The organism is Pseudomonas sp. LP_7_YM, from assembly GCF_004364435.1.
Classification (GTDB): domain Bacteria; phylum Pseudomonadota; class Gammaproteobacteria; order Pseudomonadales; family Pseudomonadaceae; genus Aquipseudomonas.
On record NZ_SOCT01000007.1, the window covers coordinates 83,239 to 109,491 of the forward strand.

The 26,253-nt window shown below is 58.9% G+C and carries 22 protein-coding genes; 10 read left to right on the forward strand and 12 right to left on the reverse strand.

All coding sequences use genetic code 11. The features are described from left to right. Window positions 1-48: 48 nt before the first annotated feature. A complete protein-coding gene (locus tag EC915_RS17170) occupies window positions 49-408 on the reverse strand; it encodes an ArsC family reductase (protein WP_133751722.1) in 360 nt (119 codons plus the stop codon). 230 nt (window positions 409-638) lie between these two features. Between EC915_RS17170 and EC915_RS17175 the strand changes: the two genes are divergently transcribed. Continuing rightward, a complete protein-coding gene (locus EC915_RS17175; RefSeq protein WP_133751723.1) occupies window positions 639-2,285 on the forward strand; it encodes a Na+/H+ antiporter in 1,647 nt (548 codons plus the stop codon). Window positions 2,286-2,352: 67 nt separating this feature from the next. On the opposite strand, the gene EC915_RS17180 is transcribed toward EC915_RS17175, so the two are convergent. The 11 genes from EC915_RS17180 to map all read right to left on the reverse strand — a co-directional run bounded on the left by EC915_RS17180 (window position 2,353) and on the right by map (window position 15,904). Continuing rightward, window positions 2,353-3,435: a chemotaxis response regulator protein-glutamate methylesterase gene (locus tag EC915_RS17180; protein WP_133751724.1), complete on the reverse strand. Its 1,083-nt coding sequence runs from the start codon at window positions 3,433-3,435 to the stop codon at window positions 2,353-2,355. Then, window positions 3,432-4,238, reverse strand: a complete 807-nt coding sequence (locus EC915_RS17185) for a protein-glutamate O-methyltransferase CheR (RefSeq protein WP_133751725.1) — start codon at window positions 4,236-4,238, stop codon at window positions 3,432-3,434. The genes EC915_RS17180 and EC915_RS17185 overlap by 4 nt, the downstream gene beginning before the upstream one ends. After that, a complete protein-coding gene (locus EC915_RS17190; protein WP_133751726.1) occupies window positions 4,235-4,750 on the reverse strand; it encodes a chemotaxis protein CheW in 516 nt (171 codons plus the stop codon). The genes EC915_RS17185 and EC915_RS17190 overlap by 4 nt, the downstream gene beginning before the upstream one ends. Window positions 4,751-4,760: 10 nt before the next feature. Beyond that, on the reverse strand, window positions 4,761-6,398 hold the full coding sequence (locus EC915_RS17195; protein WP_133751727.1) for a methyl-accepting chemotaxis protein: 1,638 nt from the start codon (window positions 6,396-6,398) through the stop codon (window positions 4,761-4,763). 26 nt (window positions 6,399-6,424) lie between these two features. After that, window positions 6,425-8,524 (reverse strand): chemotaxis protein CheA, encoded by a 2,100-nt coding sequence (locus tag EC915_RS17200; RefSeq protein ID WP_133751728.1) that lies wholly within the window; start codon window positions 8,522-8,524, stop codon window positions 6,425-6,427. A gap of 43 nt (window positions 8,525-8,567) precedes the next feature. Continuing rightward, window positions 8,568-8,930, reverse strand: coding sequence for an STAS domain-containing protein (locus EC915_RS17205; RefSeq protein WP_305955400.1), 363 nt, complete (start codon window positions 8,928-8,930; stop codon window positions 8,568-8,570). Then, complete coding sequence (locus EC915_RS17210) at window positions 8,864-9,232, reverse strand: response regulator (RefSeq protein ID WP_133751730.1); 369 nt, start codon at window positions 9,230-9,232, stop codon at window positions 8,864-8,866. Before EC915_RS17210 ends, EC915_RS17205 begins: the two co-directional genes overlap by 67 nt. Window positions 9,233-9,242: 10 nt before the next feature. After that, window positions 9,243-10,424: a methyl-accepting chemotaxis protein gene (locus EC915_RS17215; protein WP_133751731.1), complete on the reverse strand. Its 1,182-nt coding sequence runs from the start codon at window positions 10,422-10,424 to the stop codon at window positions 9,243-9,245. A gap of 671 nt (window positions 10,425-11,095) precedes the next feature. Continuing rightward, complete coding sequence (dapC, locus tag EC915_RS17220; RefSeq protein WP_133751732.1) at window positions 11,096-12,292, reverse strand: succinyldiaminopimelate transaminase; 1,197 nt, start codon at window positions 12,290-12,292, stop codon at window positions 11,096-11,098. Window positions 12,293-12,371: 79 nt separating this feature from the next. After that, window positions 12,372-15,071 (reverse strand): [protein-PII] uridylyltransferase, encoded by a 2,700-nt coding sequence (locus tag EC915_RS17225; RefSeq protein ID WP_133751733.1) that lies wholly within the window; start codon window positions 15,069-15,071, stop codon window positions 12,372-12,374. A 50-nt stretch (window positions 15,072-15,121) separates the two neighbouring features. Next, a complete protein-coding gene (map, locus tag EC915_RS17230; protein ID WP_133751734.1) occupies window positions 15,122-15,904 on the reverse strand; it encodes a type I methionyl aminopeptidase in 783 nt (260 codons plus the stop codon). A gap of 338 nt (window positions 15,905-16,242) precedes the next feature. Between map and rpsB the strand changes: the two genes are divergently transcribed. The 9 genes from rpsB (at window position 16,243) to bamA (ending at window position 26,211) form a co-directional block, all read left to right on the forward strand. Beyond that, window positions 16,243-16,983, forward strand: a complete 741-nt coding sequence (gene rpsB / locus EC915_RS17235; protein ID WP_133751735.1) for a 30S ribosomal protein S2 — start codon at window positions 16,243-16,245, stop codon at window positions 16,981-16,983. Window positions 16,984-17,172: 189 nt separating this feature from the next. Next, window positions 17,173-18,036: a translation elongation factor Ts gene (gene tsf, locus EC915_RS17240; protein WP_133751736.1), complete on the forward strand. Its 864-nt coding sequence runs from the start codon at window positions 17,173-17,175 to the stop codon at window positions 18,034-18,036. A gap of 192 nt (window positions 18,037-18,228) precedes the next feature. Further along, window positions 18,229-18,972, forward strand: coding sequence for a UMP kinase (gene pyrH, locus EC915_RS17245; RefSeq protein ID WP_133751737.1), 744 nt, complete (start codon window positions 18,229-18,231; stop codon window positions 18,970-18,972). After that, on the forward strand, window positions 18,969-19,526 hold the full coding sequence (gene frr / locus EC915_RS17250) for a ribosome recycling factor (protein WP_133751738.1): 558 nt from the start codon (window positions 18,969-18,971) through the stop codon (window positions 19,524-19,526). Before pyrH ends, frr begins: the two co-directional genes overlap by 4 nt. A gap of 16 nt (window positions 19,527-19,542) precedes the next feature. Then, window positions 19,543-20,298, forward strand: a complete 756-nt coding sequence (uppS, locus tag EC915_RS17255) for a polyprenyl diphosphate synthase (RefSeq protein WP_133751739.1) — start codon at window positions 19,543-19,545, stop codon at window positions 20,296-20,298. Further along, window positions 20,298-21,116 carry a phosphatidate cytidylyltransferase gene (locus EC915_RS17260; protein WP_133751740.1) on the forward strand — a complete coding sequence of 273 codons (819 nt, stop codon included), beginning with the start codon at window positions 20,298-20,300 and terminating at the stop codon, window positions 21,114-21,116. Before uppS ends, EC915_RS17260 begins: the two co-directional genes overlap by 1 nt. Next, a complete protein-coding gene (ispC, locus tag EC915_RS17265; RefSeq protein ID WP_133751741.1) occupies window positions 21,113-22,303 on the forward strand; it encodes a 1-deoxy-D-xylulose-5-phosphate reductoisomerase in 1,191 nt (396 codons plus the stop codon). Before EC915_RS17260 ends, ispC begins: the two co-directional genes overlap by 4 nt. 93 nt (window positions 22,304-22,396) lie before the next feature. After that, window positions 22,397-23,749 carry a sigma E protease regulator RseP gene (gene rseP, locus EC915_RS17270; protein WP_133751742.1) on the forward strand — a complete coding sequence of 451 codons (1,353 nt, stop codon included), beginning with the start codon at window positions 22,397-22,399 and terminating at the stop codon, window positions 23,747-23,749. Window positions 23,750-23,823: 74 nt separating this feature from the next. Continuing rightward, window positions 23,824-26,211 (forward strand): outer membrane protein assembly factor BamA, encoded by a 2,388-nt coding sequence (gene bamA, locus EC915_RS17275; RefSeq protein WP_133751743.1) that lies wholly within the window; start codon window positions 23,824-23,826, stop codon window positions 26,209-26,211. Window positions 26,212-26,253: the final 42 nt, after the last annotated feature.

The window sequence follows — 26,253 nt, forward strand, 5'->3', positions numbered from 1 at the left end:
CTTTTTGCCTTGTCTTGCCTTCGCTCGCTACGTTTTCGAACGGCCTGTTCAGGCGATAGCTGCTGCGTACAATTCGGGTTTGAAGCCAATCAGGGTCTTGTCGCCGAGATCCAGCACGGGGCGCTTGATCATCGACGGCTGGGCAAGCATCAGCTCGATGGCTTTGCTCTGGTTGAGGTCGGCTTTCTGCGCCTCATCCAGTTTGCGAAAGGTCGTGCCAGCACGGTTCAACACCGTCTGCCAGCCGTGCTCGTTGCACCACCGGGTCAGGTGGTCGCGGTCGATGCCCTGCGTCTTGTAGTCATGGAAATCGTAGTTCACCGACTTTTCATCGAGCCAGGTGCGAGCCTTTTTCATGGTGTCGCAGGCTTTTATCCCGTACAGGTGCAACGCGTGGGTACTGCTCATGAACTTGCCCCTCCGGGATGACGCAAAAAAAACGGTGAAGGATTATGCCACGGACACGCCGCTTGGCGCAGGCCGGGGATGCTTTGTGTCAGTTTGCCGGGTTTTTTTGTGTGTATGACGACCCGGTTATCCACCCGAGGCGACAGTTTTAAGCCTTTAATAGGGCACTTCGACGCTCAACCCGGGTCCGTTACGGGAGTCAGTTCAAGTCGCCGTTGGAGAAATACACCATGCAGACAGCCTATACCGTCCTTATCTTGTTGACGCTGGTAGGTGTCTCGCGATTGATGGCCCGCGTGATTCCCATCCCTCTGCCGCTGGTCCAGATCGCTGCTGGGGCCTTGCTTGCCTGGCCCAGCCTGGGCTTGCATGTTGCGCTTGACCCCGATTTGTTCCTCTTTCTTTTCCTGCCGCCGCTCTTGTTCTCGGACGGCTGGCGCATGCCCAAGCGGGACCTGTGGCGGTATCGCGGACCGATTCTGACGCTGGCAGTGGGCTTGGTCATCTTCACCGTGGTCGGCGCCGGCTTTTTCATTCACTGGCTGCTGCCAACGATCCCGCTGCCGGTCGCATTCGCCCTGGCGGCTGTCCTGTCACCGACGGACGCCGTGGCTGTATCGGCCATTGCCGAGGACCGGCTGCCTGTTCCGATCATGCGCATGCTTCAGGGCGAAGCGTTGATGAACGACGCAACCGGTCTGGTGACCTTCAAGTTCGCCCTGGCAGCCGCCATGACCGGCATTTTTTCCATCACCGATGCCAGCCTCACGTTCCTCATGGTCGCGTGTGGCGGCCTGGCGGTGGGCGTTGCCCTGAGCTGGCTGGTGGGGCGCCTGCGCGGCTGGATGATTGCCCGCGGCTGGGACGATCCGGCGACCCACGTGGTGTTTATGTTGCTGTTGCCGTTTGCCGCTTACGTGTTGGCGGAGCGACTTGAGATGTCCGGCATCCTCTCGGCGGTGGCCGCGGGGATGATGCAAAGCTGGGTTGATCTGTTGCCGCGTCAGACCACCACCCGTTTGCTCAATCGCAGCGTCTGGGCCCTGCTGGAGTTTGCCTTCAACGGCCTGATCTTCCTGCTGCTTGGCCTGCAGTTGCCGGACATCGTCACCGCAGTGACCCATAACGAGGTCACGCTGTGGCCGACCCTGCTGTGGCGCTGCCTGGATGTACTGGCGATTTTCGTGGTGTTGGCGGCGTTGCGCTATGTCTGGGTGCGCAGTGTCTGGCGGCTGATGGTTCAGATACGTCGCTGGCGCGGGCGTGCCGATGATTCGCTGGAGCTGTCCCGGCGCTCCTCGATGCTGCTGACGGTCGGCGGGGTACGCGGTGCGGTAACGCTGGCCGGTACCTTGTCGGTGCCGATTCTGATCAGTGCCGGTGTGGCGTTCCCTGAGCGCGACCTGCTGGTCTTCATTGCCGCCGGGGTGATTCTGCTGTCGTTGGGAGTGGCCTGTATCAGCCTGCCGTTGCTGTTGCGCGGCATCGCCAGCGAGCCGGACTTGCGCATGAAGCGTGAAGTGCGTGACGCCTGGAAGCGTACTGCCGAGGCGGCGATCCATGCATTGGAGAACGAAGGGCTCAACGACACCACGGCGACACCCGACGCGGCCCAGGAAGTGCTGGCCACCGAGGTGAAGGCGCGGATCATGTCCGAGTACCGCCATCGTCTGGAGATCTTCAACGACACCGCCGAGGCCCAGGCACTGGCGTTCCAGATGGATCAACTGGAAAAACGCATGCGCATCAGCGCCCTGCGTGCCCAGCGGCTGGAACTGTACAACCTGCATCGCCATCGCCAGATCGGCGATGACGTGCTGCGCCTGGTATTGGCTGAGCTTGACCTCAACGAAGCCAATCTGGGGTTGGGCAAGTAGCCTGGGTGCTGTAAGTCGAGGGCGCCGAGGGGCTGCTCGACCTCTGCGGCGTTCTCAGACTTCAGCGTCAGGCCGGTTGCCTTCTGCCGCTGGCCACGACTCTTGCGGCAATGTCGTCAAGGGCCACCACGTGATCGACGCCGCCGAGCTTTATGGCCTCGCGCGGCATGCCAAACACCACGCAACTGGCCTCATCCTGGGCATAGGTTTCAGCGCCAGCGTCGAACATCTCCTTCATCCCGCGCGCACCATCATCACCCATGCCCGTCATGATGATGCCGGTGGCGTTGCGTCCGGCGAATCGGGCGACCGAGCGGAACAGCACATCTACCGAAGGCCGATGCCGATTGACGTGTGGGCCATCGAGCACCTGCACGTGATACATGGCGCCGTCGCGCTTGAGCACCATGTGCTTGCCACCGGGGGCAATCAGCGCCAGGCCCGGCAACACCCGATCGTTATTGCGGGCTTCGCGCACTTCGATGGCACATAGGCTGTTCAGTCGCTCTGCGAACGACGCTGTGAATTTCTCCGGCATGTGCTGCACGATCACCAGGCCGGGACACACCCGGGGCAAGCGCGTCAGCACGTGCTCCAGCGCCTGGGTGCCTCCGGTGGAGGTGCCGATAGCCACTACGCGCTCGGTGGTCTGTGCCATGGCCTTGCTGCCGGCCGACAGAATGACATCGGCATCGCAGCGCTGCGGCACCGCTACCATCGGGCGAGCACGCGCCTTCAACGCATTCAGGTTGGCTTTGGCGGCAGCGCGTACCGCACCGACCAGCTCCGACGCCGACTGATGAAGAAAATCCTTAAGGCTGCTGCGTGGCTTGGTGATGACTTCAACCGCTCCGGCCGCCATGGCTTGCAGGGCAGTCTGCGTACCTTTTTCGGTCAAGGACGAGCAGATCACCACGGCAGTGGGCCGTTCGTTCATGAGCTTGCGCAGAAAGGTCAGCCCGTCCATGCGCGGCATCTCGATGTCGAGCACGATGACGTCGGGCCACTGCTTGGCCATTTTATCCATGGCAAACAGCGGGTCACTGGCCGCGCCCAGGACCTGAAAGTCCGGCTCGGCCTCAAGGATGCTTTGCATCACCTGACGCACCACCGCCGAATCGTCGACCACCATGACTTTGATCTTGTTCATGGCTTGCGGTAAATCGAAGGGGAAATGACATCTAGGCTCTCGCACACGCCGTTGAGGCTCTCCGAGTGACTGACCAGAAAGTAGCCGCCACGCCGCAGATGGGGCAGTAAACGCTGCACGACCTTGCGCTTGGTGGGCATGTCGAAATAGATCATTACGTTGCGCAGCAGGATCAGGTCGAACTCGCCCAGATGAGGCAAAGGCTCGTTGAGGTTGATACGACTGAACTGCACCCGCTCGCGCAAGCGCCGCTCCACCAGCAAGGTGCCGGCTTGCGGGCCTACGCCCTTGAGGCAGTGGCGGCTGAGCAGATCGTGGGACAGATTATGTGCGCGTTCCATCGGGTAGTGCCCTGCGCGAGCCTTGGCCAGCACCTGGGTGCTGATGTCCGAAGCCAGGATCTCCCATGGGCTGGTGCCCAGACTGTCTGCCAGCGTCATGGCCAGGCTGTAAGGCTCTTCGCCACTGGAACAGGCGGCGCTCCACACCCGAAACGGTCGGGTGCTGGAGGCGTGGGGCAGGATCTGTTCGCGCAAAAACTGGAAATGCTTGGGCTCGCGGAAGAAGTAGGTTTCGTTGGTCGTCAGCATGTCCAGCGCCACCACGGATTCGGCGGCGCCTTCATGGCTGCTGATCAGGCGAAAGTAATCACCGTAGCTGGTCATGTCGTGGTGACGCAGGCGCTTGGACAGACGACCTGCGACCAAAGCCTTTTTTCCCTCGGCCATGTGGATACCGGCAACGCCGTGCAACCACGCCTGAAACTGCTGGAACTCCTTGTCCTTCAGGGCTATGCCATTCATGCGGCATGTTCCGAACTGACGCTGGCCAGGGCAACCATGTCTTCGACGCTGAGTACATGATCGACATCCAGAGCGATCACGAATCGCCCGTCGATGCGGGCCATCCCGCTGATGAACTCGGTGCGGATGCGTGAGCCGAAGCTCGGTGGCGGCTCGATCGCTTCAGGAGGAATGTCCAGCACCGCTGACACTGCATCCACCAAAAGCCCGAACACCTGGCGCTCACCGTCATCGTTATGAACTTCGATGATCACTGTGCAGCTGCGTCGACTGATCTTCGAGCGCGGTTGGCCGAAACGCGCGGCCAGATCGACAACCGGAACCACGGCGCCGCGCAGATTGATCACGCCGCGCACGTAGTCAGGCATCAGCGGCACCACGGTGAACTGGCCGAACTCGATGATTTCCTTGATGCCCGGGATCGCCAGGGCATACAGCTCCTCGCCCAGGGTAAAGGTGAGGTACTGATTGTCCTGGCCGTCGCTGGAGGCTGTTTTCTCTACAGTGGACATGATTGCGTCCTTAAAAGTGAGTGAATTCGGCTTCGTTGATTTCCAGCGCTGGCTGTGCACGACGCTGTTGGGCGCGAGCGGGTGCAGACCGTTGGCTCCTGGTCTGGCTACGAGCAAGCATGGCGACGGCCGTTTCCTCCTGGCTGGCTTCCAGCGTGAAGAAGCTCATGGCGCTTTGCAGTTGCTCGGCCTGACTGCTCATTTCCTCGGCGGTGGCGGCCAGCTCTTCGCTGCTCGACGCGTTCTGCTGAGTAACCTGGCTGAGTTGAACCATGGCGATATTGATCTGCGAGACGCCTGCGGCCTGTTCTTCGGAAGCGGCGCTGATTTCCTGAACCAGGTCGGAAGTCTTGGTGATCGAGGGGACCATTTCACCGAGCAGGGAGCCGGCGTGTTCAGCCAGTTCGACGCTGCTGGTAGACAGCTCACCGATTTCCTGGGCAGCGACCTGGCTGCGTTCAGCCAGTTTGCGCACCTCGGCGGCCACTACGGCAAAGCCCTTGCCATGTTCCCCGGCGCGCGCAGCTTCAATCGCGGCGTTGAGCGCCAACAGGTTGGTCTGGTAAGCGATGTCGTCGATGATGCCAATGCGTTGGGCAATTTTCTTCATGGCAGCAACGGTCTGGTCCACCGATTCACCGCCTTCTCTGGCCTCGCGCGCAGCTTTGCTGGCCATGCCATCGGTGACTTTGGCGTTGTCGGTGTTCTGGTTGATGCTGGCGCTGATCTGCTCCACCGAAGCGCTGGTCTGTTCGACACTGGCCGCTTGCTCACTGGTGGCCTGGCTCATCGACTGGGCGGTGGCGCTGACCTCTTCGGAGGCGCTGGCCAGGCCATCGGCAGCATGCCGGACTTCACCGATGATGCGTGCCAGTTTACCGATCATGTTCTGCATCGAGCCCATCAACTGGCCCGTTTCGTCACGGCTGGTTACCGTGGTGTGTACGGTGAGGTCGCCTTCGGCCAAGCGTTGGGCCAGTTCGGCAGCCTGTTTCAACGGACGGGAAATGGTGCGCGACACGAACCAGGCCAGAAACAGACCGAGGAACAGGGCACCGCTCAGCACTGCAATGATGGCGATGCGGGCGCTGGCATAGACCCTGTCACCCTCAGCGCTGGAGGCCGCAGCACCATCGTTGTTGACCTGTACCAGACGCGCCAGATTGGCGGAGATCCGATCAAACACCACCTTTGAGCTGCCGTTGAGCAGGATACGCGACTGATCCATCTGGTTTTGCCGCGAGAAGTCGAGCAGGGTCTTGCTGGCGTTGAAGTAACCGGTCATGTCGGCGCTGACGATGTCGAACAGCTGTTGTTCTTCCGGGCTGCTGATCAAGGGGCTGTAGTCGGCCAGACGCTTCTCGGCGTCGCTGCGCGACTGCGCGAGTTGACCTTCGATGCTGGCCTTTTCCTGCTCGTCGGACAGTACATGGCGCGCTTCACGGGTGCGGTATTCGGCCATGTAGAAACGCATGCCGGAGGCCGCGCGCATCGACGGAATCCAGTTCTCTTTCATCTGGGTGGATGTATCGTTGACCTTGGCCAGTTCAATGATGGCAAACGCGCCCATGACGACGCTGAGCGACAGCACTGCAATGAACGAGGTCAGCAGCTTGGTGGATATTTTCAGGTTGTAGAACCATTGCATGGTGACTTCCTTGGGGCAGGCCCGGCCTAGATGGCGTTACGAGTGATCGATGAATGTCCGGTCGAACCCAGCCGACGCTGGTTATCCTGTTCGATCAGGGTCTTGAGTAATGCGGGAATATCCAGAATCAGCGCCACACTGCCGTTGCCCAGGATGCTCGATCCGCTGATGCCGCGCAGGCTGCCGAACAGCGGCCCCAGCGGCTTGATGACGGTTTGGTGTTCGCCCATCAGGTGATCGACCACCAGCCCCGCCGTCTGGCCTTGAGCCTTGACCACCACCACGTTTTCCCTACGCGCAACGCTGCCTTCCAGCGCCAGTTGCTCGCGCAGGAACACCAGTGGCAAGACTTCGCCGCGCAGGTCGATATGGCCACGCTGGTGCAGGATGTCGCGCTGCCCCGGCGGCAGTTCGATGCATTCATGCACCACGTCCAGGGGAACGACGAAGCCGCCTCCGGCCACTTCCACCAGCAAGCCATTGATCATCGCCAGGGTCAGCGGCAGGCGTATGCGCACTGTGGTGCCCTGGCCGGGCTCGCTGTACAGGTCGATGGTGCCGCGCAGGCTGGTGATATTACGCTTCACCACGTCCATGCCGACGCCACGTCCCGACAGATTGGTGACCGCTTCGGCGGTCGAAAATCCGGGTTCGAAAATCAGGTTGAGCAGGTCACGGTCGCTGGGGTCGGTAGCGCCCACCAAGCCTCGTTCGCGCGCTTTGGCGAGAATGCGCTCGCGGTTCAGACCGGCACCGTCGTCAAGCAATTCGAGGACGATGCTGCCTGAGTCGTGAAAAGCATTCAGGCGCAAGGTGCCACGGGCTGGCTTGCCTGCAGCCAACCGCACATCCGGGGATTCGATGCCATGGTCCATCGCGTTGCGCAGAAGGTGCATCAGCGGGTCGCCGATACGCTCCACCAGCGCTTTATCCAGTTCCGTGTCGGCGCCGCTGATCAGCAGCTCGATGTCCTTGCCCAGTTCCCCGCTGACGTCGCGCACGACCCGCTGGAAACGATTGAACGTATCGCCGATGGGGACCATGCGCATTGCCAGGGCGCCGTCGAGCAATTGCTCAACCAGTCCGGCAACCACCGAGGTCGCTTCCATCAGATTCTCGTCAGCGCGTTGCCGGGCCATCAACTGCGCGCCGGCACTGGCGGTGATCAATTCGCCCGCCAGATCGATCAAGGTTTCCAGCTGGTCGGCGCGCACCCGGATGAAGCGCTGACTCTTGTTCTCCACGACCACTTTGTCGGCTGCGGGTGCTGCTGTGGCGGCGACAACAGAGACAGCGTCCGCCGGCTCCAGCAGGTCTTCGGCGGTAACGCTGCCGCAGTGAACGAGGGCGTCGGCGAGCCCCGCGGCTTCCGCGCCCATCTCCTGCAACCATTGGCGGTATTGTTGCGCGGGAGTGTCGGGGGCAAAGATGAACAACCGGCAGTCGTCCCGTACGAACTCGAATGCTTCTGCGATGCTTGCTTCGTCTTTTTCGGACAACAGCCTGATCTCGAAACCCAGATAGCAGCTTTCGGCGTCCATTTGCGCAGCCGCTGGCAGGTTTTCGTAGCAGGTCACGACGCCTAGCAATTCGCCAAGGGTCGCCAGATAACGCAGGAACGACAACGGGTCCATGCCGTTGCGCAGCATGTCAGTGCCAAAGCGCACCGAGATGTGCCAGGTCGCGTGGGCTGACGCGGCCTCTGGCACAAGCGGCACCGATGCCTGTGTCTGGCGATAGCTGTCCAGGCGTTGGCGTAGCTGAGCCTGGTGATCGAGCGCTTGTGCAGCCAGTGTCGAACGCTGGACTGCCACCACTTCTATCAACTCCACCAGGTGGTCGTTGCACTCCAGCATCAGTGCAATCAGATTCCGGTCGGCAAGTACCTGACCGTCGCGCAGGCGGTCCAGCACATCCTCGACCACGTGCGCAAAGCTGACGATCGGATCAAGCCCGAACAGGCCGGCCGAGCCTTTGATGGTATGCGCCGCTCTGAAGATGCTGGCCAGTTGGTCCGCGTCTTTGGGGGCGTGCTCAAGCTGCAACAGGGACTGCTCCATATCCTGCAGCAGCTCACGCGCTTCAGCGATGAAGGTTTGCAAGGCCTGGTCGAGGTTGATATTCAAGGCGACTGTCCTCTGTCAAAGAGCCGTGGACCCTTTGGTGTCCTTAGTGTCGGGAGCTGAACTGCTCGCTGAGTTGGCACAGTTGCAGCACCTGCTCCACGGCCGGACTCTGTGCCGTCAGTTGCAGCGTTGCGCCGGCGGCGCCGAGTTCTCGTCGGGCCAGCAACAGGAGTTGCAAACCCGCACCGTCGATCTCTGCTACTTCGCTCAGGTCCAGTTGCCAGTTTTGCGCCTCGGTGAGCCAGGGCATCCACAGCGCCGCAAGCTCGGCGGCGCTGTAGATGGTCATCTCCCCGTGCACTGTCATGTGGGTGATGCCCTCCCGGCTGTCGACGGTGATCACGGCAGAATCAGCTTGGCCACCGCGGCCATCATTTGGGCTGGCTGGAAGGGCTTGACGACCCACGCTCTTGCGCCGGCCGCCTGTCCTTCCTGCTTGCGGCTTTCCTGGGATTCGGTGGTGAGCATGATGATCGGCGTGAATTTGTAGGCCGGCAGTTTCTTCACCTCCTTGACGAAGGTGATGCCGTCCATGTTCGGCATGTTTACATCGCTGATGATCAGGTGCACTTTCTGCCCGGTGAGCTTGCTCAGTGCATCCTTGCCGTCGCTGCCCTCGATCACGTCATAACCGGCACCCTTGAGGGTGATCCCCACGACCTGGCGAATACTTGCCGAGTCGTCGACCACTAATATGGTCTTGGCCATTGTTTTCTCCTTAGAAAAAAGTGATTGCGTTGTCGTCGGCGGCTTTTACAACCTTGCCGTGGTGGTTCTGGCGCTGTTCGCGCATGGCGTATCCGCGCTCCATGTCGGCCATCCACGCTTTGACGTCCAGCATCAGCGGTTGTCCACTGTGCTCGGCCTGCTGCAATTCGCTGTGCAGGGCGCTCATGCGTTCGCGCACCTGACCGAGCATCTGGCTGACCCGGTCCTGGAATTGCAGCGCCACCAGCACCTGATTGATTTCCTGACTGATGCCTGCGCTTTCGTTGAGCAGGCCGTCGGCCGACTCGCGCAGTTGCCCCGTGATCGTGCTGAAACGTCCCAGGACGCTTTCAATCGTGCTCTGCGAGGCACTGACCTGGCCCTGACTGCGTTCGCTGCTTTCGCCTGCCACTTCCACAAGGCGATTCACGGCGGCGTTGATGATGTCCACCTTGGCCGACATTTTCTGGCCGGTCTCGCTGGATTGGCTCGACAGCGTCCGCACAGCATCGGCGACCACCGCAAAGCCACGTCCCGCTTCACCCGCACGGGCTGCCTCGATGGCGGCGTTGAGGGCCAGAAGGTTGGTCTGTGCAGCAATGGCGGCGACATCGGCGGCCATGGAGCGTAGTTCACCGGTGTAGGCTGTCAGCGCGCCGACTTCCTTGACCATCTCGTCACGGCTCTGCTGAGCGACGTGCAGCGATTCTACGACCTGGTACAGCTCGCTTTCGCTCGTGCTGAGTCCTCCGGCGCCCTCGGTGCCATTGCCTGCCGCAGCCTGCGACGCCTGGACGGTGTGGTCCAGGCGATGTGAGATATCGACGAAGCGCGCCGTCAGGTCGGTGATTGCCTGTTCAGTCTGCGACCCGGCGGTCTCCAGTTGGCGAACCCAGACGGGCAGAGTGTGCTGGAACAAGTCTTCTGCCACCGGTCGCGAGACTTCGTGATTCAACCGGGCCTGGGCCTGTTCCAGATCTTTGGCCATCAGGTACGCCTGAGACTCAATCTTTCTTATCCGCCCCGCCGCATACAGAGTAGAGATTAATACAGGAACCAGAATGCCCAACAGTAGTGAAGGCCAGGAAACAGTCGTAACAACTTGCAGGGAGAGAACTGCGAATGAAGCTAAGCCAAAGATCATGCCAAGGCCGACAATACCCACAGCAGTTGTTTTTCCGTGAAAGTTCATAGGCGATCCATCAAATAGAGCGATTTGCTGTATGAGTTTGCGTGTAACTCTGTATCTGAACCCGCCCTGAAAACTTGACGTCAGATAGTTACCGGCTGTCGGGAAGGCTTCACGGTAAGCGATTGAAAGGGGGCTGCAGCAGACGATGTAGAGCCATTCAGCGCATCCCCTTTCCCTTCAATCGGAGTGAGGTTCGCGAACTTTTATTGAACAGCGTTCAAGGCGTTGTATAAGTTTTTACAACTGATCAGATGAATTGAATTTGACCCTTCAATAGGTTTGGTGGATTGAGATTAGGATATGCCCTTTAATCCATCCATTCGTGCCGTTTGGCGATATTCAGTCGGGTGGGTTTTTGCTCTAACTAATTGTCGCTCTATGGCTTCTATCACTGGCTCTTGATTGTTGTACAACAAAAGCTCTTACATGAAATATCCGTACGAGTGCTGCGTCAGCGCTGATCGGCCATGGCCCAGGCGATGACCGAATCAGCGCTGAGCGAATAGGGTGAGTCAGGCGCTTTGGGGTAGCCACCGTGGACTCCTTTCGTGAGATGGCCGGGTCTGCGATTCAGACCCGTCTTGAACACTCACGAAGGATATGCAGCTTGAGCGTCAGGAACGCATTACGGGGTCATGCCAGCGTGATGCTGACCCTGTCACCAGGTGCCTTCAACGTTTGCTGACGAAGTCACGAATTCGTTCTGCGGCTTCGACACACTCCGCTAGTGGGGCGACCAGTGCCATGCGTACACGCCCGGCGCCCGGATTGAAACCATCGACGTCTCGTGACAGATACGAACCCGGCACTACGGTCACGTGTTCGGCCTCGAACAGGTCACGACAGAACCGCGTATCGTCGCCCCCGACGTTCGGCCACAGGTAAAAGCTGCCGTCCGGGCGCTGCACGTCCAGCACAGGGGAGAGGATGCTCAACACGGCGTCGTACTTCTCGCGGTACAGGTCACGGTTGGCGCGCACATGTTCTTCGTCGCCCCAGGCCGCGATGCTTGCCAGTTGAGTCTGAACGGGCATGGCGCAGCCGTGGTAGGTGCGATACAGCAGGAAATTCCTGAGGATATCGGCGTCACCGGCGACGAAGCCCGAGCGCAGGCCTGGCAGGTTGGAGCGCTTGGACAGGCTGTGGAAAACCACGCAGCGCTTGAAGTCTCTACGGCCCAGTTCAGCGCACGCGGTCAGCAGGCCCGGCGGTGGCGTGTGTTCGTCGAAATACAGCTCGCTGTAGCATTCATCCGCAGCGATCACGAAATCGTATTCGTCAGCCAGGGCGATGAGCTTTTTCAAGGTTTCCAGTGGGATCAGCGCACCAGTCGGGTTGCCTGGCGAGCAGAGGAACAGAATCTGGCAGCGTTTCCAGATATCGGCAGGCACGGCATCGAAATCCGGATTGAAGCCGTGTTCCGCCTGGCAAGGCAGATAATGCGGTTTGGCGCCAGCCAGAAACGCTGCGCCTTCGTAGATTTGATAAAAAGGGTTCGGACTGACTACCAGCGCGTCATCGCTACGATTGACCACTGTCTGAGTGAAGGCGAAGAGCGCTTCGCGGGTGCCGTTCACGGGCAGTACATGTTTGCCCGCATCCAGCCAGCCTTGCGGGATGCTGAAACGACGCTCGCACCATTTGACGATGCCTTCACGCAGGGCGGGTATGCCTGCGGTCGTTGGGTAGACAGCCATCTTGTCCAGATTGTCGGCCAGTGCCTTGGCGACGAACGCCGGCGACGTGTGCTTGGGTTCTCCGATCGACAGAGCGATAGGACGTTTGTCCGGGTTTGGCGTGACGTCCCCGAGTAAGGCGCGAAGTTTTTCGAACGGGTAGGGCTGAAGCTGTTGCAGAGCGTTATTCATGAGCAATGGGTCTCAAGGAGCGGGGCGCCTGTTCCTGCACAGGCAGCAGGCGCCGTTGAATATCTTGCAGAGTGTCTTTTCAGATGCTGATGCGCAGTTCGCTGGCGGGCTCCGCATTCACGCTGAGCTGCTGCACGATTGCATCCTGCAAGCGGCTGCACAGCTGCGGATCGGACAGCGGCTGATTGTTCTCGTCGGTGAGAAAGAACACGTCCTCAACGCGCTCGCCAAGGGTGGCGATCTTGGCGTTCTGCAGCGAAACGTCAAACTCCAGAAAAATCTTGCCAATGCGCGCCAGCAACCCCGGGCGATCCGGCGCGCTGAGTTCGAGCACGGTCACCGGGCGTTGGGCATCATTGGAAATCGTCACCACGGGCGCGAACGCGAAGTGCTTGAGCTGGCGCGGCACGCGACGTTTGATGATGGTCGGGTATTCGTCCGGATTGCGCAGGGCTTCGGTCAGGCCTTCACGGATGGCCTTGATGCGCTCCGGGTTTTCGCCAATCGAGCCGCCGTCGCTGTCGAGCACGATATAGGTGTCGAGGGTGAACTGACTGGTCGAGGTAATGACCCGCGCGTCATGAATGTTCAGGTTCAGCTGATCCATCGCCGCCACGGTCACGGCAAAGAAATCATGCTGGTCCGGCGCATAGATGAAAATCTGCGTGCCGCCTTCGAATTCCCGCTGCGTGGTTTCCTTGATCAGCACCAAAGGCCCGCCATCGGCTGGCTGCTGCAAAATGGCATCGCTGTGCCAGGCCACGTCGCCAGCGGTGTGACGCAGGAAATAGTCATCGCCCAGTTGCGACCAGAGCTGTTCGACATCATCCGGGTCGGTGCCGCTGCGCACCAGAATATCCAGCGCTGCGCTCTGTGTGCGGCGGATCTGTTCTTCACGGTCGACGGGATTCTCCAGACCGCGTTTGAGTGCGCGCTTGGTTTCTGTGTAGAGCTGACGCAGGAGGCTGGCGCGCCAGGAATTCCACAGGGTCGGATTGGTCGCATTGATGTCTGCGATGGTCAGCACATAGAGGTAATCCAGGTGCACTTCATCGCCGACGAACTGGGCGAAATCGTGAATCACCTGTGGGTCGGACAGGTCCTTGCGCTGGGCCGTGGTGGACATCACCAGGTGGTTCAGCACCAGCCAGACGATCAACCGGGTGTCCCAATCGGGCAGGTGATGACGCACGCCGAATGCCTCGGCGTCGATCGCGCCCAGCTCGGAGTGATCGCCCCCGCGTCCTTTACCGATGTCGTGGTACAGACCAGCCAGATAGATCAACTCGGGCTTGGGCAGTTTGCCCATGAGCTTGCTGGCCAGCGGAAATTTCTCGGATACCTGCGTGTACTGAAGCTTACGCAGGTGCTTGATCAGGTTCAGGGTGTGAGCATCAACCGTATAAATGTGGAACAGGTCATGTTGCATTTGCCCGACGATGTGCCCGAACTCGGGCAGATAAAGGCCGAGAATGCCGTAGCGGTTCATTCGACGCAGGTTGCGATGAATACCGATCTTGCATTTGAACAGCTCGATAAACAGGCTGGTGTTGCGAATGTCGTGGCGGAAATCGTCGTTGATCAGGTGCCGATGCTCGCGCAGCAGACGTATGGTGTCGGCACGCACACCTTTGATTTCAGGGTGTTGCGCCATCAGCACGAAAATCTCGAGCATGGCGAATGGCGTGCGCTTGAATACGTTCGGGTTGGTTGCCTCGATGTAGCCGTCATGCAACTGGAAGCGGGAGTTGATCGATTCGGTGACGGTGTTTTCGTCGTCCGAAAGAATCACTTCCTCGAAGTGCTGGATGATCAGGTCGCTTAACTGGGCGATGCTCATCACCACGCGGTAATACTTCTGCATGAAGCGTTCGATGGCCAGTTTCGCGTCGTTGTCCTGGTAACCCAGCAGGCGTGCGATGCTGGTCTGATAGTCGAACAGCAGACGGTCTTCGGAGCGGCCGGCCAGCATGTGCAAGGCGTAGCGCACCTTCCACAGAAACTCTTGGGAGGAGGCGAGCAGATCGTTTTCACTTTCCAGCAGAAACCCCTGATCGGCCAGCGCGTGCAGGTTCAGCGTGCCGTATTGTCGACGAGCGACCCAGAGAATGGTCTGAATGTCGCGCAAGCCGCCAGGCGAGCCTTTGACGTTGGGCTCAAGGTTGTATTCGGTGTCGAAATACTTGTGATGCCGGGTCTTCTGCTCGGCGCGCTTGGCCAGGAAGAACTCCTTGCTCGGCCACATCTCCCGTGGGCTTGTGACTTGCAGCATGCGTTGACGCAGAGGCTCCGGGCCGGCGATGGTGCGGCTTTCCATCAGGTTGGTGATCACTGTCAGGTCGGCGCGGGCTTCGGTTACGCACTCGTCGATGGAACGCACGCTCTGACCGACTTCAAGACCGATATCCCACAGAAGGGTCAGAAAGCGCTCGATGGAGTCGCGGAAAACTTCGTGGTCGGCGCTGTCCAGGAGAATCAGCAGGTCGATGTCCGAGTAGGGGTGCAGTTCGCCCCGGCCGTAGCCACCGACGGCGAGCAGCGCGATATCGGCGTCCTCGCTCCAGTCGAACTGCTCCCAGGCTTGCTGCAGGATATTGTCGACGAACCAGGCGCGATCTTCGATCAGCCGACGAATCTCCCGGCCCGATTTGAAGCGTTCATCCAGCACCTCGCGCGCCTGACGAATGGCTTTCTTGAAGGCGGCTATAGGGCTTGCCTTCAATGCCAGTTCGGCCTGGAACTGGCCGCGATCGAACAAATCTGGGTCCACCTGCGGCATGGGGCTGCTTTCCTTCTATCTATATCGACCAGGTTGCGGCGGGGGCTTCTTCAGGCCGACGTGCGAGCGATGGTGTCATCGCTGCGCAGGGTGAAGATCTCGTAGCCGGTGGCGGTGACCAGGATGGTGTGCTCCCACTGTGCCGAGAGCTTGCGGTCCTTGGTGATGGCCGTCCAGCCGTCGCCCAAGAGCTTGGTGTCGGCTTTGCCCTGATTGATCATTGGTTCTATGGTGAAGGTCATGCCTTCCTTGAGTTCCAGGCCATCGCCTGCCTTGCCGTAGTGCAGCACCTGCGGCTCTTCGTGGAACACTTTGCCAATACCGTGACCACAGTATTCCCGAACGACCGAGAAGCCGCTTTTCTCGGCGTGCTTCTGGATAACCTCGCCGATATCGCCCAGGTGTGCACCCGGCTTGACCAACTCGATGCCTTTATACAAGCACTCCTGGGTAATGCGCGACAGACGTTCGGCCCACTCCGGTACCTTGCCCACATGGAACATCTTGCTGGTATCGCCGTGGTAACCGTCTTTGATGACGGTCACGTCAATGTTCAGCACATCGCCTGCCTTGAGTGGCTTGTCGCTCGGGATGCCGTGGCAGACGACGTGATTGATGGAGGTGCAGATGGATTTGGGGAAGCCCTTGTAGTTAAGCGGGGCAGGGATCGCCTTCTGTTCGTTAACGATATAGTCATGGCACAGGCGGTCCAGCTCTTCGGTGGTGACGCCCGGTTTGACGTACGGCCCGATCATTTCCAGGACCTCTGCGGCCAGACGACCGGCGATGCGCATCTTTTCGATGTCTTCAGGGGTTTTGATGCTAACAGTCATACAAGGCTCTCTCGGCGCGGCCGGGCCGCAGCTAAAACACGGAAAAAAGCGATTCTACCAGACCACTGCGAGGCGGGTTATCATCGCATCCTTATATAGAGGCCCGCTGGGCGTGCAACAAGGCGTCCAGGGCGGGCAAAAGCGTCCGCAAAACAGCGTCTTATTTCCAGTTCCGTTATCCAGACTTTTGTGATATAAAATGCGCCGCTTTCCAGGGTATGCCCTGAAAGCTCAAACCCACACACGTGTCGACACGATGACCTGGGTGCCCTCGGCTCACGCCGCTGGTTGGTCATTGGGATACGTGGAGGCTTAACCCGACTTATCAAGGAACTATCATGTCCCAAGTCAATATGCGCGATATGCTGAAGGCCGGTGTGCACTTCGGTCACCAGACCCGTTACTGGAACCCGAAAATGGGCAAGTACATTTTCGGCGCGCGTAACAAGATCCACATCATCAACCTTGAAAAAACCCTGCCTATGTTCAACGAAGCGCTGACTTTCGTTGAGCGCCTGGCTCAGGGCAAAAACAAGATTCTGTTCGTCGGCACCAAGCGTTCCGCTGGCAAGATCGTTGCTGAAGAAGCAGCGCGTTGCGGTTCGCCGTACGTCGATCACCGCTGGTTGGGCGGTATGCTTACCAACTTCAAAACCATCCGTGCTTCCATCAAGCGTCTGCGCGAGCTGGAAATTCAGGCAGAAGACGGTACTTTCGCCAAGCTGACCAAGAAAGAGGCGCTGATGCGTACTCGCGACCTGGAAAAGCTGGATCGTAGCCTGGGTGGTATCAAGGACATGGGCGGTCTGCCAGACGCCCTGTTCGTTATCGACGTTGACCACGAGCGCATCGCGATCACCGAAGCCAACAAGCTGGGTATCCCGGTCATCGGCGTAGTCGACACCAACAGCAGCCCGGAAGGCGTTGACTACATCATCCCAGGTAACGATGATGCCATCCGCGCCATCCAGCTGTACATGGGTTCGATGGCTGACGCCGTTATCCGTGGTCGCAACAATCTTGCTGGCGGCACCGACGTTTACGTTGAAGAAGCTCCAGCAGCAGCTGTTGAAGGCTGAGTAGCAAACGCCTAGCGTTTACTCAGTTCGCAAAAAAGGGGGCTCTGCCCCCTTTTTGCCACCTCGAAAACCATCTGGCATTGCCATGGGCCTTGATTGTCATGCGCAGCTGTCATCATGGATTTCCAAGAATTTGCACGCCCGCCCGGCGGGTGGAATGGTTGAAGACCTATCCAAGAGGATTTTGAAATGGCAGAGATTACTGCAGCGTTGGTCAAAGAACTGCGCGAGCGTACAGGCGAAGGCATGATGGACTGCAAAAAGGCCTTGGCCAAGGCTGACGGCGACATCGAAAAAGCTATCGACGACATGCGTGCTTCGGGCGCAATCAAGGCCGCCAAGAAAGCAGGCAACGTTGCTGCTGAAGGCGCTATCGCAATCAAGGATGACGGTAAAGCCGCTGTCCTGATCGAAATCAACTCGCAGACCGACTTCCTGGCCCTGCAGAGCGACTTCAAGAACTTCGTCGCCAATAGCGTTGAAAAAGCTTTCGCGGACAAAATGACTGATGTAGCGCCGTTGATCGATGCTCAGGAAACCGAGCGCACCGCTTTGATTGCCAAAGTAGGCGAGAACGTCAACATTCGTCGTCTTGTTCGCGTTGAGGGCGACGTGCTCGGCTCTTACCTGCACGGCAACAAGATCGGCGTCGTTGTTGTTCTGAAAGGCGGCGATGCTGAACTGGCCAAGAACATTGCGATGCACGTTGCAGCGCTCAACCCTGAGTTCCTGCTGACTTCGGATGTTTCTCCTGAAGCGATCGAGCGTGAGAAGAATGTCTTCATGCAACTGAACGAAGACAAGCTCAAGGACAAGCCTGCCGAGATCGCCGAGAAAATGGTTCAGGGCCGCATCAACAAGTTCCTGGCTGAAGCCAGCCTGGTTGAGCAGGCGTTCGTCAAGAACCCTGAAATCAAGGTCGGTGAACTGGCCAGGAAAGCTGGTGCTGAAATTGTTTCTTTCACTTACTTCAAAGTAGGTGAAGGCATTGAAAAGCCAGTCGACAACTTCGCTGAAGAAGTCGCTGCTCAAGTGGCTGCCAGCAAGCAATAAGACGGTTCTCCAACTGCCGACCAAAGAGGCTGCCCGCTCACGCGCGCAGCCTCTTTGTCAAAGCGGCAGACGGAATTTATTTTCAGGGGTGCGCAGCTCATGAGGCTGCGGATTGCCGATGAAGTAACCTAGAGTTAACGCAGGCTGAAAATGGCCGCAGATTTTTTTTAAACGCCGCAGGAGAGATTCGCAATGGCTCAGCAGGGCAGTGGTTATCAAGCTCGCTATAAACGCATTCTACTCAAGCTTAGCGGCGAGGCCCTGATGGGGGCCGAAGAGTTCGGTATCGACCCGAAAGTGCTGGATCGCATGGCGCTTGAAGTCGGTCAGCTGGTGGGCATCGGTGTTCAGGTCGGCCTGGTCATTGGTGGCGGCAACCTGTTCCGCGGCGCAGCACTCAGTGCGGCCGGTATGGATCGGGTTACGGGTGATCACATGGGCATGCTGGCGACTGTGATGAATGCCCTGGCCATGCGCGATGCGCTGGAGCGGGCCAATATTTCCGCCATCGTGATGTCAGCCATTTCGATGGTCGGTGTGACCGATCACTATGATCGTCGCAAGGCCATGCGACACTTGAATGCCAAGGAAGTGGTGATTTTCGCGGCAGGCACCGGCAACCCGTTCTTCACCACCGATTCTGCCGCCTGCCTGCGTGCAATCGAAATCGATGCTGATGTCGTGTTGAAAGCAACCAAGGTCGATGGTGTGTACACTGCCGATCCATTCAAAGACCCGCATGCCGAGAAGTTCGATCATCTGACCTACGATGAAGTGCTGGATCGCAAGCTGGGCGTAATGGATCTGACGGCCATCTGCCTGTGCCGTGACCACAAGATGCCGCTGCGTGTCTTTAATATGAATAAACCCGGTGCCCTGCTCAACATCGTGCATGGTGGCGCGGAAGGAACCTTGATCGAGGAAGGCGAACAATGATCAACGAAATCAAGAAAGACGCTCAAGAGCGTATGCAGAAATCCCTCGAATCCTTGAGCCATGCGTTTGGCCAGATTCGTACCGGCAAGGCCCACCCGAGCATCCTGGGCAGCGTGATGGTGCCTTACTACGGCGCTGATACGCCTTTGAGCGGTGTCGCAAACGTTACCGTGAAAGATTCGCGGACCCTGCAGGTGGTTGCCTTTGAGCGTAACATGCTCGCAGCTGTCGACAAGGCGATTCAAAGCGCCGGGTTGAACCTCAATCCGACCAACCTTGGCGAATTGCTGTTGATCTCCATGCCTGCCTTGACTGAAGAGACCCGCAAAGGCTTCACCAAGCAAGCCCGCAGTGCAGCCGAAGATGCACGTGTTGCCGTACGCAACATTCGCCGCGATGCATTGGGTGACCTGAAGAAACTGGTCAAGGACAAGGAAATCAGCGAAGACGAAGATCGTCGTGGTACTGCTGAGATCGACAAATTGACCAAAGACTTCGAGGCTCAGATCACCAAGGCCACCGAAGAGAAAGAAAAAGACCTGATGGCTGTATAAGGGTCAGGAAGCTTTCATGGACAAGACAAAGCTGGGAGTGCCGTCCTCGGTACCGCGTCACATCGCGATCATCATGGACGGGAACAATCGCTGGGCTAAAAAGCGTCTGTTGCCAGGCGTGGCGGGCCACAAGGCTGGCGTGGATGCCGTCCGGGCAGTTATCGAGGTGTGTGCCGAGGCCAAGGTCGAGGTGCTGACGCTGTTCGCCTTCTCCAGCGAGAACTGGCAGCGTCCGGCTGAAGAGGTCGGGGCGCTGATGGAGCTGTTCTTCACCGCCCTGCGACGCGAGACCAGGCGCCTGAACGAAAACGGCATCAGCCTGCGTATCATTGGCGATCGCTCGCGTTTCCATCCCGAGCTTCAGACTGCCATTCGTGAGGCTGAGGCACGGACTGCCGGTAACGCCCGTTTTGTGCTGCAGATCGCCGCCAACTATGGCGGTCAGTGGGATATTGCTCAGGCGGCGCAGCGTCTTGCGCGTGAGGTACAGGCTGGCCATCTGCGCCCGGACGACATCACTCCCGAGCTTTTGCAGGCCTGTCTGGCAACGGGTGATTTGCCGTTGCCGGACCTGTGCATACGCACAGGGGGTGAACACCGCATCAGTAATTTTCTGCTTTGGCAGCTGGCTTACGCCGAGCTGTACTTCTCCGACCTGTTCTGGCCGGACTTCAAACACGACGCCATGCGCCATGCGCTGGCCGATTTCGCTTCTCGCCAACGCCGCTTCGGGAAAACCAGCGAGCAGGTAGAAGCTGGAGCCCGTGCTTAATGCTCAAACAACGAATCATTACAGCGCTGATCCTTGCGCCGCTGGCCCTATGCGGCTTCTTCCTGCTCGAAGGGGGCAGTTTTGCACTGTTCATCGGCGCAGTGGTTGCTTTGGGTGCCTGGGAATGGGCGCGTCTGGCCGGCTTTGAACGTCAGCCGATTCGCGTGGCGTATGCGGTGGTGGTTGCGGCACTGCTGTTCATGCTTTACCTGCTGCCGGGTCTTGCGCCGTGGATTCTCGTCGCGGCTTTGATCTGGTGGCTGGTAGCAACCTGGCTGGTGCTGACCTATCCCGAGTCAAGCGGGCACTGGTCCAGCGTCCTCTGCAAGCTGGTCATTGGCCTGTTGATTTTGCTGCCTGCCTGGCAGGGTCTGGTTCTCATCAAGCTTGCACCGATGGGCAACTGGCTGATTCTCTCGGTCATGGTGTTGGTCTGGGGCGCGGATATCGGTGCCTACTTTTCCGGCAAGGCATTCGGCAAGCGCAAACTGGCGCCCAAAGTCAGTCCGGGGAAAAGCTGGGAAGGCCTGTACGGCGGCCTGGTTGCGTGTCTGCTGATCACCCTGGCGGTCGGGATCAATCGTGGCTGGGCAGTTTCTGAGATCCTCTTCGCATTGGTGGGCGCAGCGATCGTGGTGCTGATTTCCGTCGTGGGCGATCTTACCGAGAGCATGTTCAAGCGCAAATCCGGCGTGAAGGACAGCAGCAATCTGCTACCCGGGCATGGCGGCGTTCTCGACCGGATCGACAGCCTGACGGCGGCGATTCCGGTGTTTGCCTTGCTGCTGTGGACGGCAAAAGACTGGGGCATGCTGTGACTCAGCCTCAACAGATTACCGTGCTGGGTGCGACCGGCTCGGTCGGCCTGAGCACTCTGGACGTCATCGCGCGTCATCCATCGCGTTACAAAGTGTTCGCGCTGACCGGTTTCACGCGGCTGGACGAGTTGCTGGCACTGTGCGTCCGTCATGCGCCGCAATTCGCGGTAGTGCCGACGACCGCCGGCGCTCGCCAATTGCAGGATGACCTGCATGCTGCAGGTCTCGACACCCGGGTATTGGTCGGGGAGGGCGGACTGTGCGAAGTGAGCGCTCACCCTCTGGTCGATACTGTGCTTGCGGCCATTGTCGGAGCGGCGGGATTGCGACCGACGCTGGCCGCTGTAGAGGCTGGCAAGAAGGTTCTGTTGGCCAACAAGGAAGCTCTGGTCATGTCGGGCGCCTTGTTCATGCAAGCGGTTCGGCGCAGCGGCACGGTCCTGTTGCCGCTGGACAGCGAGCACAACGCGATCTTTCAATGTCTGCCCGGCAACTACGCCGATGGCCTTGGTGCGATCGGCGTGCGCCGCATACTGCTGACGGCATCTGGCGGGCCGTTTCGTGAAACGCCTTTGCCACAGCTGGAGCACGTGTCGCCCGAACAGGCGTGCGCGCACCCGAACTGGTCGATGGGGCGCAAGATTTCCGTCGACTCTGCGAGCATGATGAACAAGGGGCTCGAACTGATCGAAGCCTGCTGGTTGTTCGATACCACGCCGGCGCATATAGAAGTAGTGATCCATCCTCAAAGCGTGATCCACTCCATGGTGGATTACCTGGACGGTTCGGTGCTCGCTCAGTTGGGTAATCCGGACATGCGTACGCCGATCGCACATGCGCTGGCATGGCCGGAACGTATTGAATCCGGTGTTGCGCCCCTGGACCTCTTCAGCATTGCGCGACTCGATTTTCAGGCGCCAGACGAATCGCGCTTCCCTTGCCTGCGTCTGGCGCGGCAAGCTGCGCAAGCGGGTGGCAGTGCCCCCGCAGTGTTGAACGCGGTCAACGAGATTGCGGTTACGGCGTTTCTGGATCGGCGCATTCGCTTTCCGGAAATCGCGGGTATGATCGATGAGGTCTTGAACCTTGAGCCTGTTGTCGCGGTAAGCGAGCTGGAGGCGGTGTTTGAAGTCGACGCGAAGGCGCGAGCGTTGGCCAGGCAGTGGTTGAGTCGTAATGCCCGTTAACCCGCGAATGCCAGTTCGCACAATTTCATCGAACTGGGCTAAGCGCCGAAGGGGCTCAGCCAGCAACGGCAAACCGGTATCCGGAGAACAGCGATGAGTGCGCTATATATGATTGTCGGCACCCTGGTTACCTTGGGTGTGCTGGTGACCTTTCACGAGTTCGGCCACTTTTGGGTAGCCCGGCGCTGTGGCGTCAAAGTGCTGCGCTTCTCGGTGGGCTTCGGTATGCCGTTGTTGCGCTGGCATGACCGCAAGGGTACTGAGTACGTCGTAGCTGCCATTCCGTTGGGCGGCTACGTGAAGATGCTCGACGAGCGTGAAGGCGAGGTGCCTGCCGAACTGGCCGATCAGTCCTTCAATCGCAAGACCGTGTACCAACGCATTGCCATCGTCATTGCAGGGCCTGTGGCCAACTTTTTGCTGGCAATTGTATTTTTCTGGTTACTGGCGATGCTGGGCAGCCAGCAGGTGCGACCAGTCATTGGCGGCGTCGAGGAAGGCAGCATTGCGCAAAAGGCCGGGCTCAATTCGGGTCAGGAAATAGTTTCCGTGGATGGCCAGCCAACGACAGGTTGGTCCGCCGTCAATCTGCAGTTGGTACGTCGCCTTGGCGAGACAGGCAGCATCGCACTGAAAGTTCGCGATCAGGGATCGGACGTGGAAATCCCACGCTCGCTGGTCCTGGATAACTGGCTCAAGGGCTCTGCCGAGCCGGATCCGATTCGCTCACTTGGCATCCGTCCATGGCGTCCGGCGCTGCCACCTGTTCTGGCAGAACTGGATTCCGCTGGGCCGGCGCAGGCCGCCGGTCTGAAAACCGGTGACCGCTTGCTTGCGCTGGATGGCCAGCCGCTCCGCGAATGGCAGCAGGTGGTGGACCAGGTCCGTGTCCGTCCTGGTACCAAAGTTTCCCTGAGCGTCGAGCGTGACGGTGTGACAATAGACGTGCCGGTCACGCTGGCCACTCGGGGTGAGGGCGACGCGGCAAGCGGGTACCTGGGGGCCGGAGTCAAAGGTATCGATTGGCCACCAGAAATGCTCCGCGAAGTCAGTTACGGGCCTGTGGCCGCCGTGGCAGAGGGCGCGCGACGTACATGGACCATGAGCGTACTGACGCTCGATTCGCTGAAGAAAATGTTGTTCGGCGAGCTCTCGGTAAAAAACTTGAGCGGACCGATAACCATTGCTAAAGTGGCGGGCGCTTCGGCCCAGTCAGGTATAGGTGACTTCCTGAATTTCCTTGCTTATCTGAGCATAAGCCTTGGAGTTCTCAATTTGCTGCCCATTCCAGTGCTGGACGGGGGGCACTTGCTGTTCTATCTGATTGAGTGGGTGCGTGGTCGTCCGCTGCCGGAGCGGGTACAAGGCTGGGGGGTTCAGATCGGGATAAGTCTGGTGGTCGGAGTCATGTTGCTCGCGCTGGTCAACGATCTGGGACGACTGTAAAGCTACACCGAATTGTGAATCTGCCGCATTTTGCGGCAGTTTGTTTATTGCCAGTTGGAATAAGAAAGGACTTCATGAAACGTCTGCTGCTAACTGCGGTTCTTGCCGTACTGATGATCGCCGAAGTTCACGCCGAGTCCTTCACTATCTCCGATATCCGTGTCAACGGCCTGCAGCGGGTGTCCGCCGGCAGTGTCTTTGGCGCGTTGCCGTTGAACGTGGGTGAACAGGCCGATGACGCGCGTCTTGTCGACGCAACGCGTGCGCTGTTCAAAACCGGATTCTTCCAGGACATCCAGCTGGGCCGCGAAGGCGACGTTCTGGTTATCACCGTGGTCGAGCGACCGTCGGTTTCGAGCATCGAGATCGAAGGCAACAAGGCGATTACCACAGAAGACCTGATGAAGGGCCTGAAACAGTCCGGTCTGGCGGAAGGCGAAATCTTCCAGCGCGCAACGCTGGAAGGTGTTCGTAACGAACTGCAGCGTCAGTACGTAGCTCAAGGCCGCTACTCGGCAGAAGTCGCCACCGAGGTCGTGCCTCAGCCGCGTAATCGTGTGGGCCTGAAGATCAACATCAATGAAGGCGCGGTAGCCGCGATCCAGCACATCAATGTGGTGGGCAATTCGGTCTTCCCCGAGCAGGATCTGGTCGACCTGTTCGAACTGAAAACCACCAACTGGCTTTCCTTCTTCAAGAACGACGACAAGTACGCCCGGGAAAAACTGTCCGGCGACCTGGAACGTCTGCGTTCCTACTACCTCGACCGCGGCTATATCAACATGGATATCGCCTCGACCCAGGTATCCATCACGCCTGACAAGAAGAGCGTGTACATCACCGTCAATATCCATGAAGGCGAGAAGTACAGCGTCAAGTCCGTCAAGTTGAGTGGCGACCTCAAAGTGCCTGAAGATCAGGTCAAGTCGCTGCTGTTGGTCAAGCCGGGGCAGGTATTTTCGCGCAAGGTCATGACCACCACGTCCGAACTGATCACTCGTCGTCTGGGTAACGAGGGTTACACCTTCGCCAACGTCAATGGCATCCCGACGCCGAACGATGAAGACCACACGGTGGACATCACTTTCGCTGTCGACCCTGGCAAGCGTGCTTACGTGAACCGCATCAATTTCCGCGGCAACACCAAGACTGCGGATGAGGTGCTGCGTCGCGAGATGCGTCAGATGGAAGGCGGTTGGGCGTCTACCTACCTGATCGACCAGTCCAAGACACGTCTGGACCGTTTGGGCTTCTTCAAGGAAGTGAACGTTGAAACGCCTGCAGTACCGGGCACCGACGATCAGGTTGACGTCAACTACGCCGTGGAAGAGCAGGCTTCCGGTTCGATCACCGCCAGCGTCGGCTTTGCCCAGAGCGCCGGTCTGATCCTCGGGGGTTCGATCAGCCAGAACAACTTCCTGGGTACTGGTAACAAGGTGAGCATCGGCCTGACCAAAAGTGAATACCAGACTCGTTACAACTTCAGCTACGTCAATCCGTATTTCACGCCGGACGGTGTGAGCCTTGGTTACAGCGCGTTCTACCGCAAGACCGACTACGATGACCTCGATGTCGACGTGGCAAGCTATTCGGTGGATAGCCTGGGTGCCGGTATCAATATGGGCTACCCAATTAGCGAGACATCGCGTCTGAACTTCGGCCTGTCCGTACAGCGTGACTCCCTGAGCACCGGTACCTATACCGTCGATGAAATCTTCGACTTCATCGACAAGGAAGGCGACAGCTTCACCAACTTCAAGGCCTCCGTTGGCTGGTCCGAATCGACCCTGAACAAAGGCACCCTGCCGACCCGTGGTTCGTCTCAAAGCCTGACCTTGGAAACCACGATTCCCGGCAGCGACCTGTCGTTCTATAAGATCGATTACCGTGGCCAGTTGTTCCACCCGATCACCACCAATACGACGCTGCGTCTGCACTCGGAGTTGGGCTACGGTGACGGCTATGGTTCGACCTCGGGTCTGCCGTTCTACGAGAACTACTATGCAGGCGGCTTCAATTCGGTACGTGGCTTCAAGGATAGTACCTTGGGCCCGCGCAGTACGCCGAGTCGTGGTGCAGCCAACGGTGGCAAGCCTGGCACGATCGCTGACCCGGATCAGGATCCGCTACCATTTGGCGGCAACGTGTTGATCACCGGCGGTGCTGAAATCCTGTTCCCGCTGCCATTCGTCAAAGATCAACGCTCGTTGCGCACCTCCTTGTTCTGGGACGTGGGTAACGTATTCAACACCAACTGCGACAACGCCAAGACCACCCTCAGCGGTGAGAAGATCCAATGCAACGGACCTGAACTGTCGGGTCTTGCAAGCTCAGTCGGCGTAGGTGTTACTTGGGTCACGGCCTTGGGTCCACTCAGTTTCGCTCTTGCGATGCCCGTCAAGAAACCGGACAACGATACCGAAACCCAAGTCTTCCAATTCTCTCTCGGTCAGACCTTCTAAGGGTCTGATCACCGATCACGACAACGAATTCTGTAGGAGTTA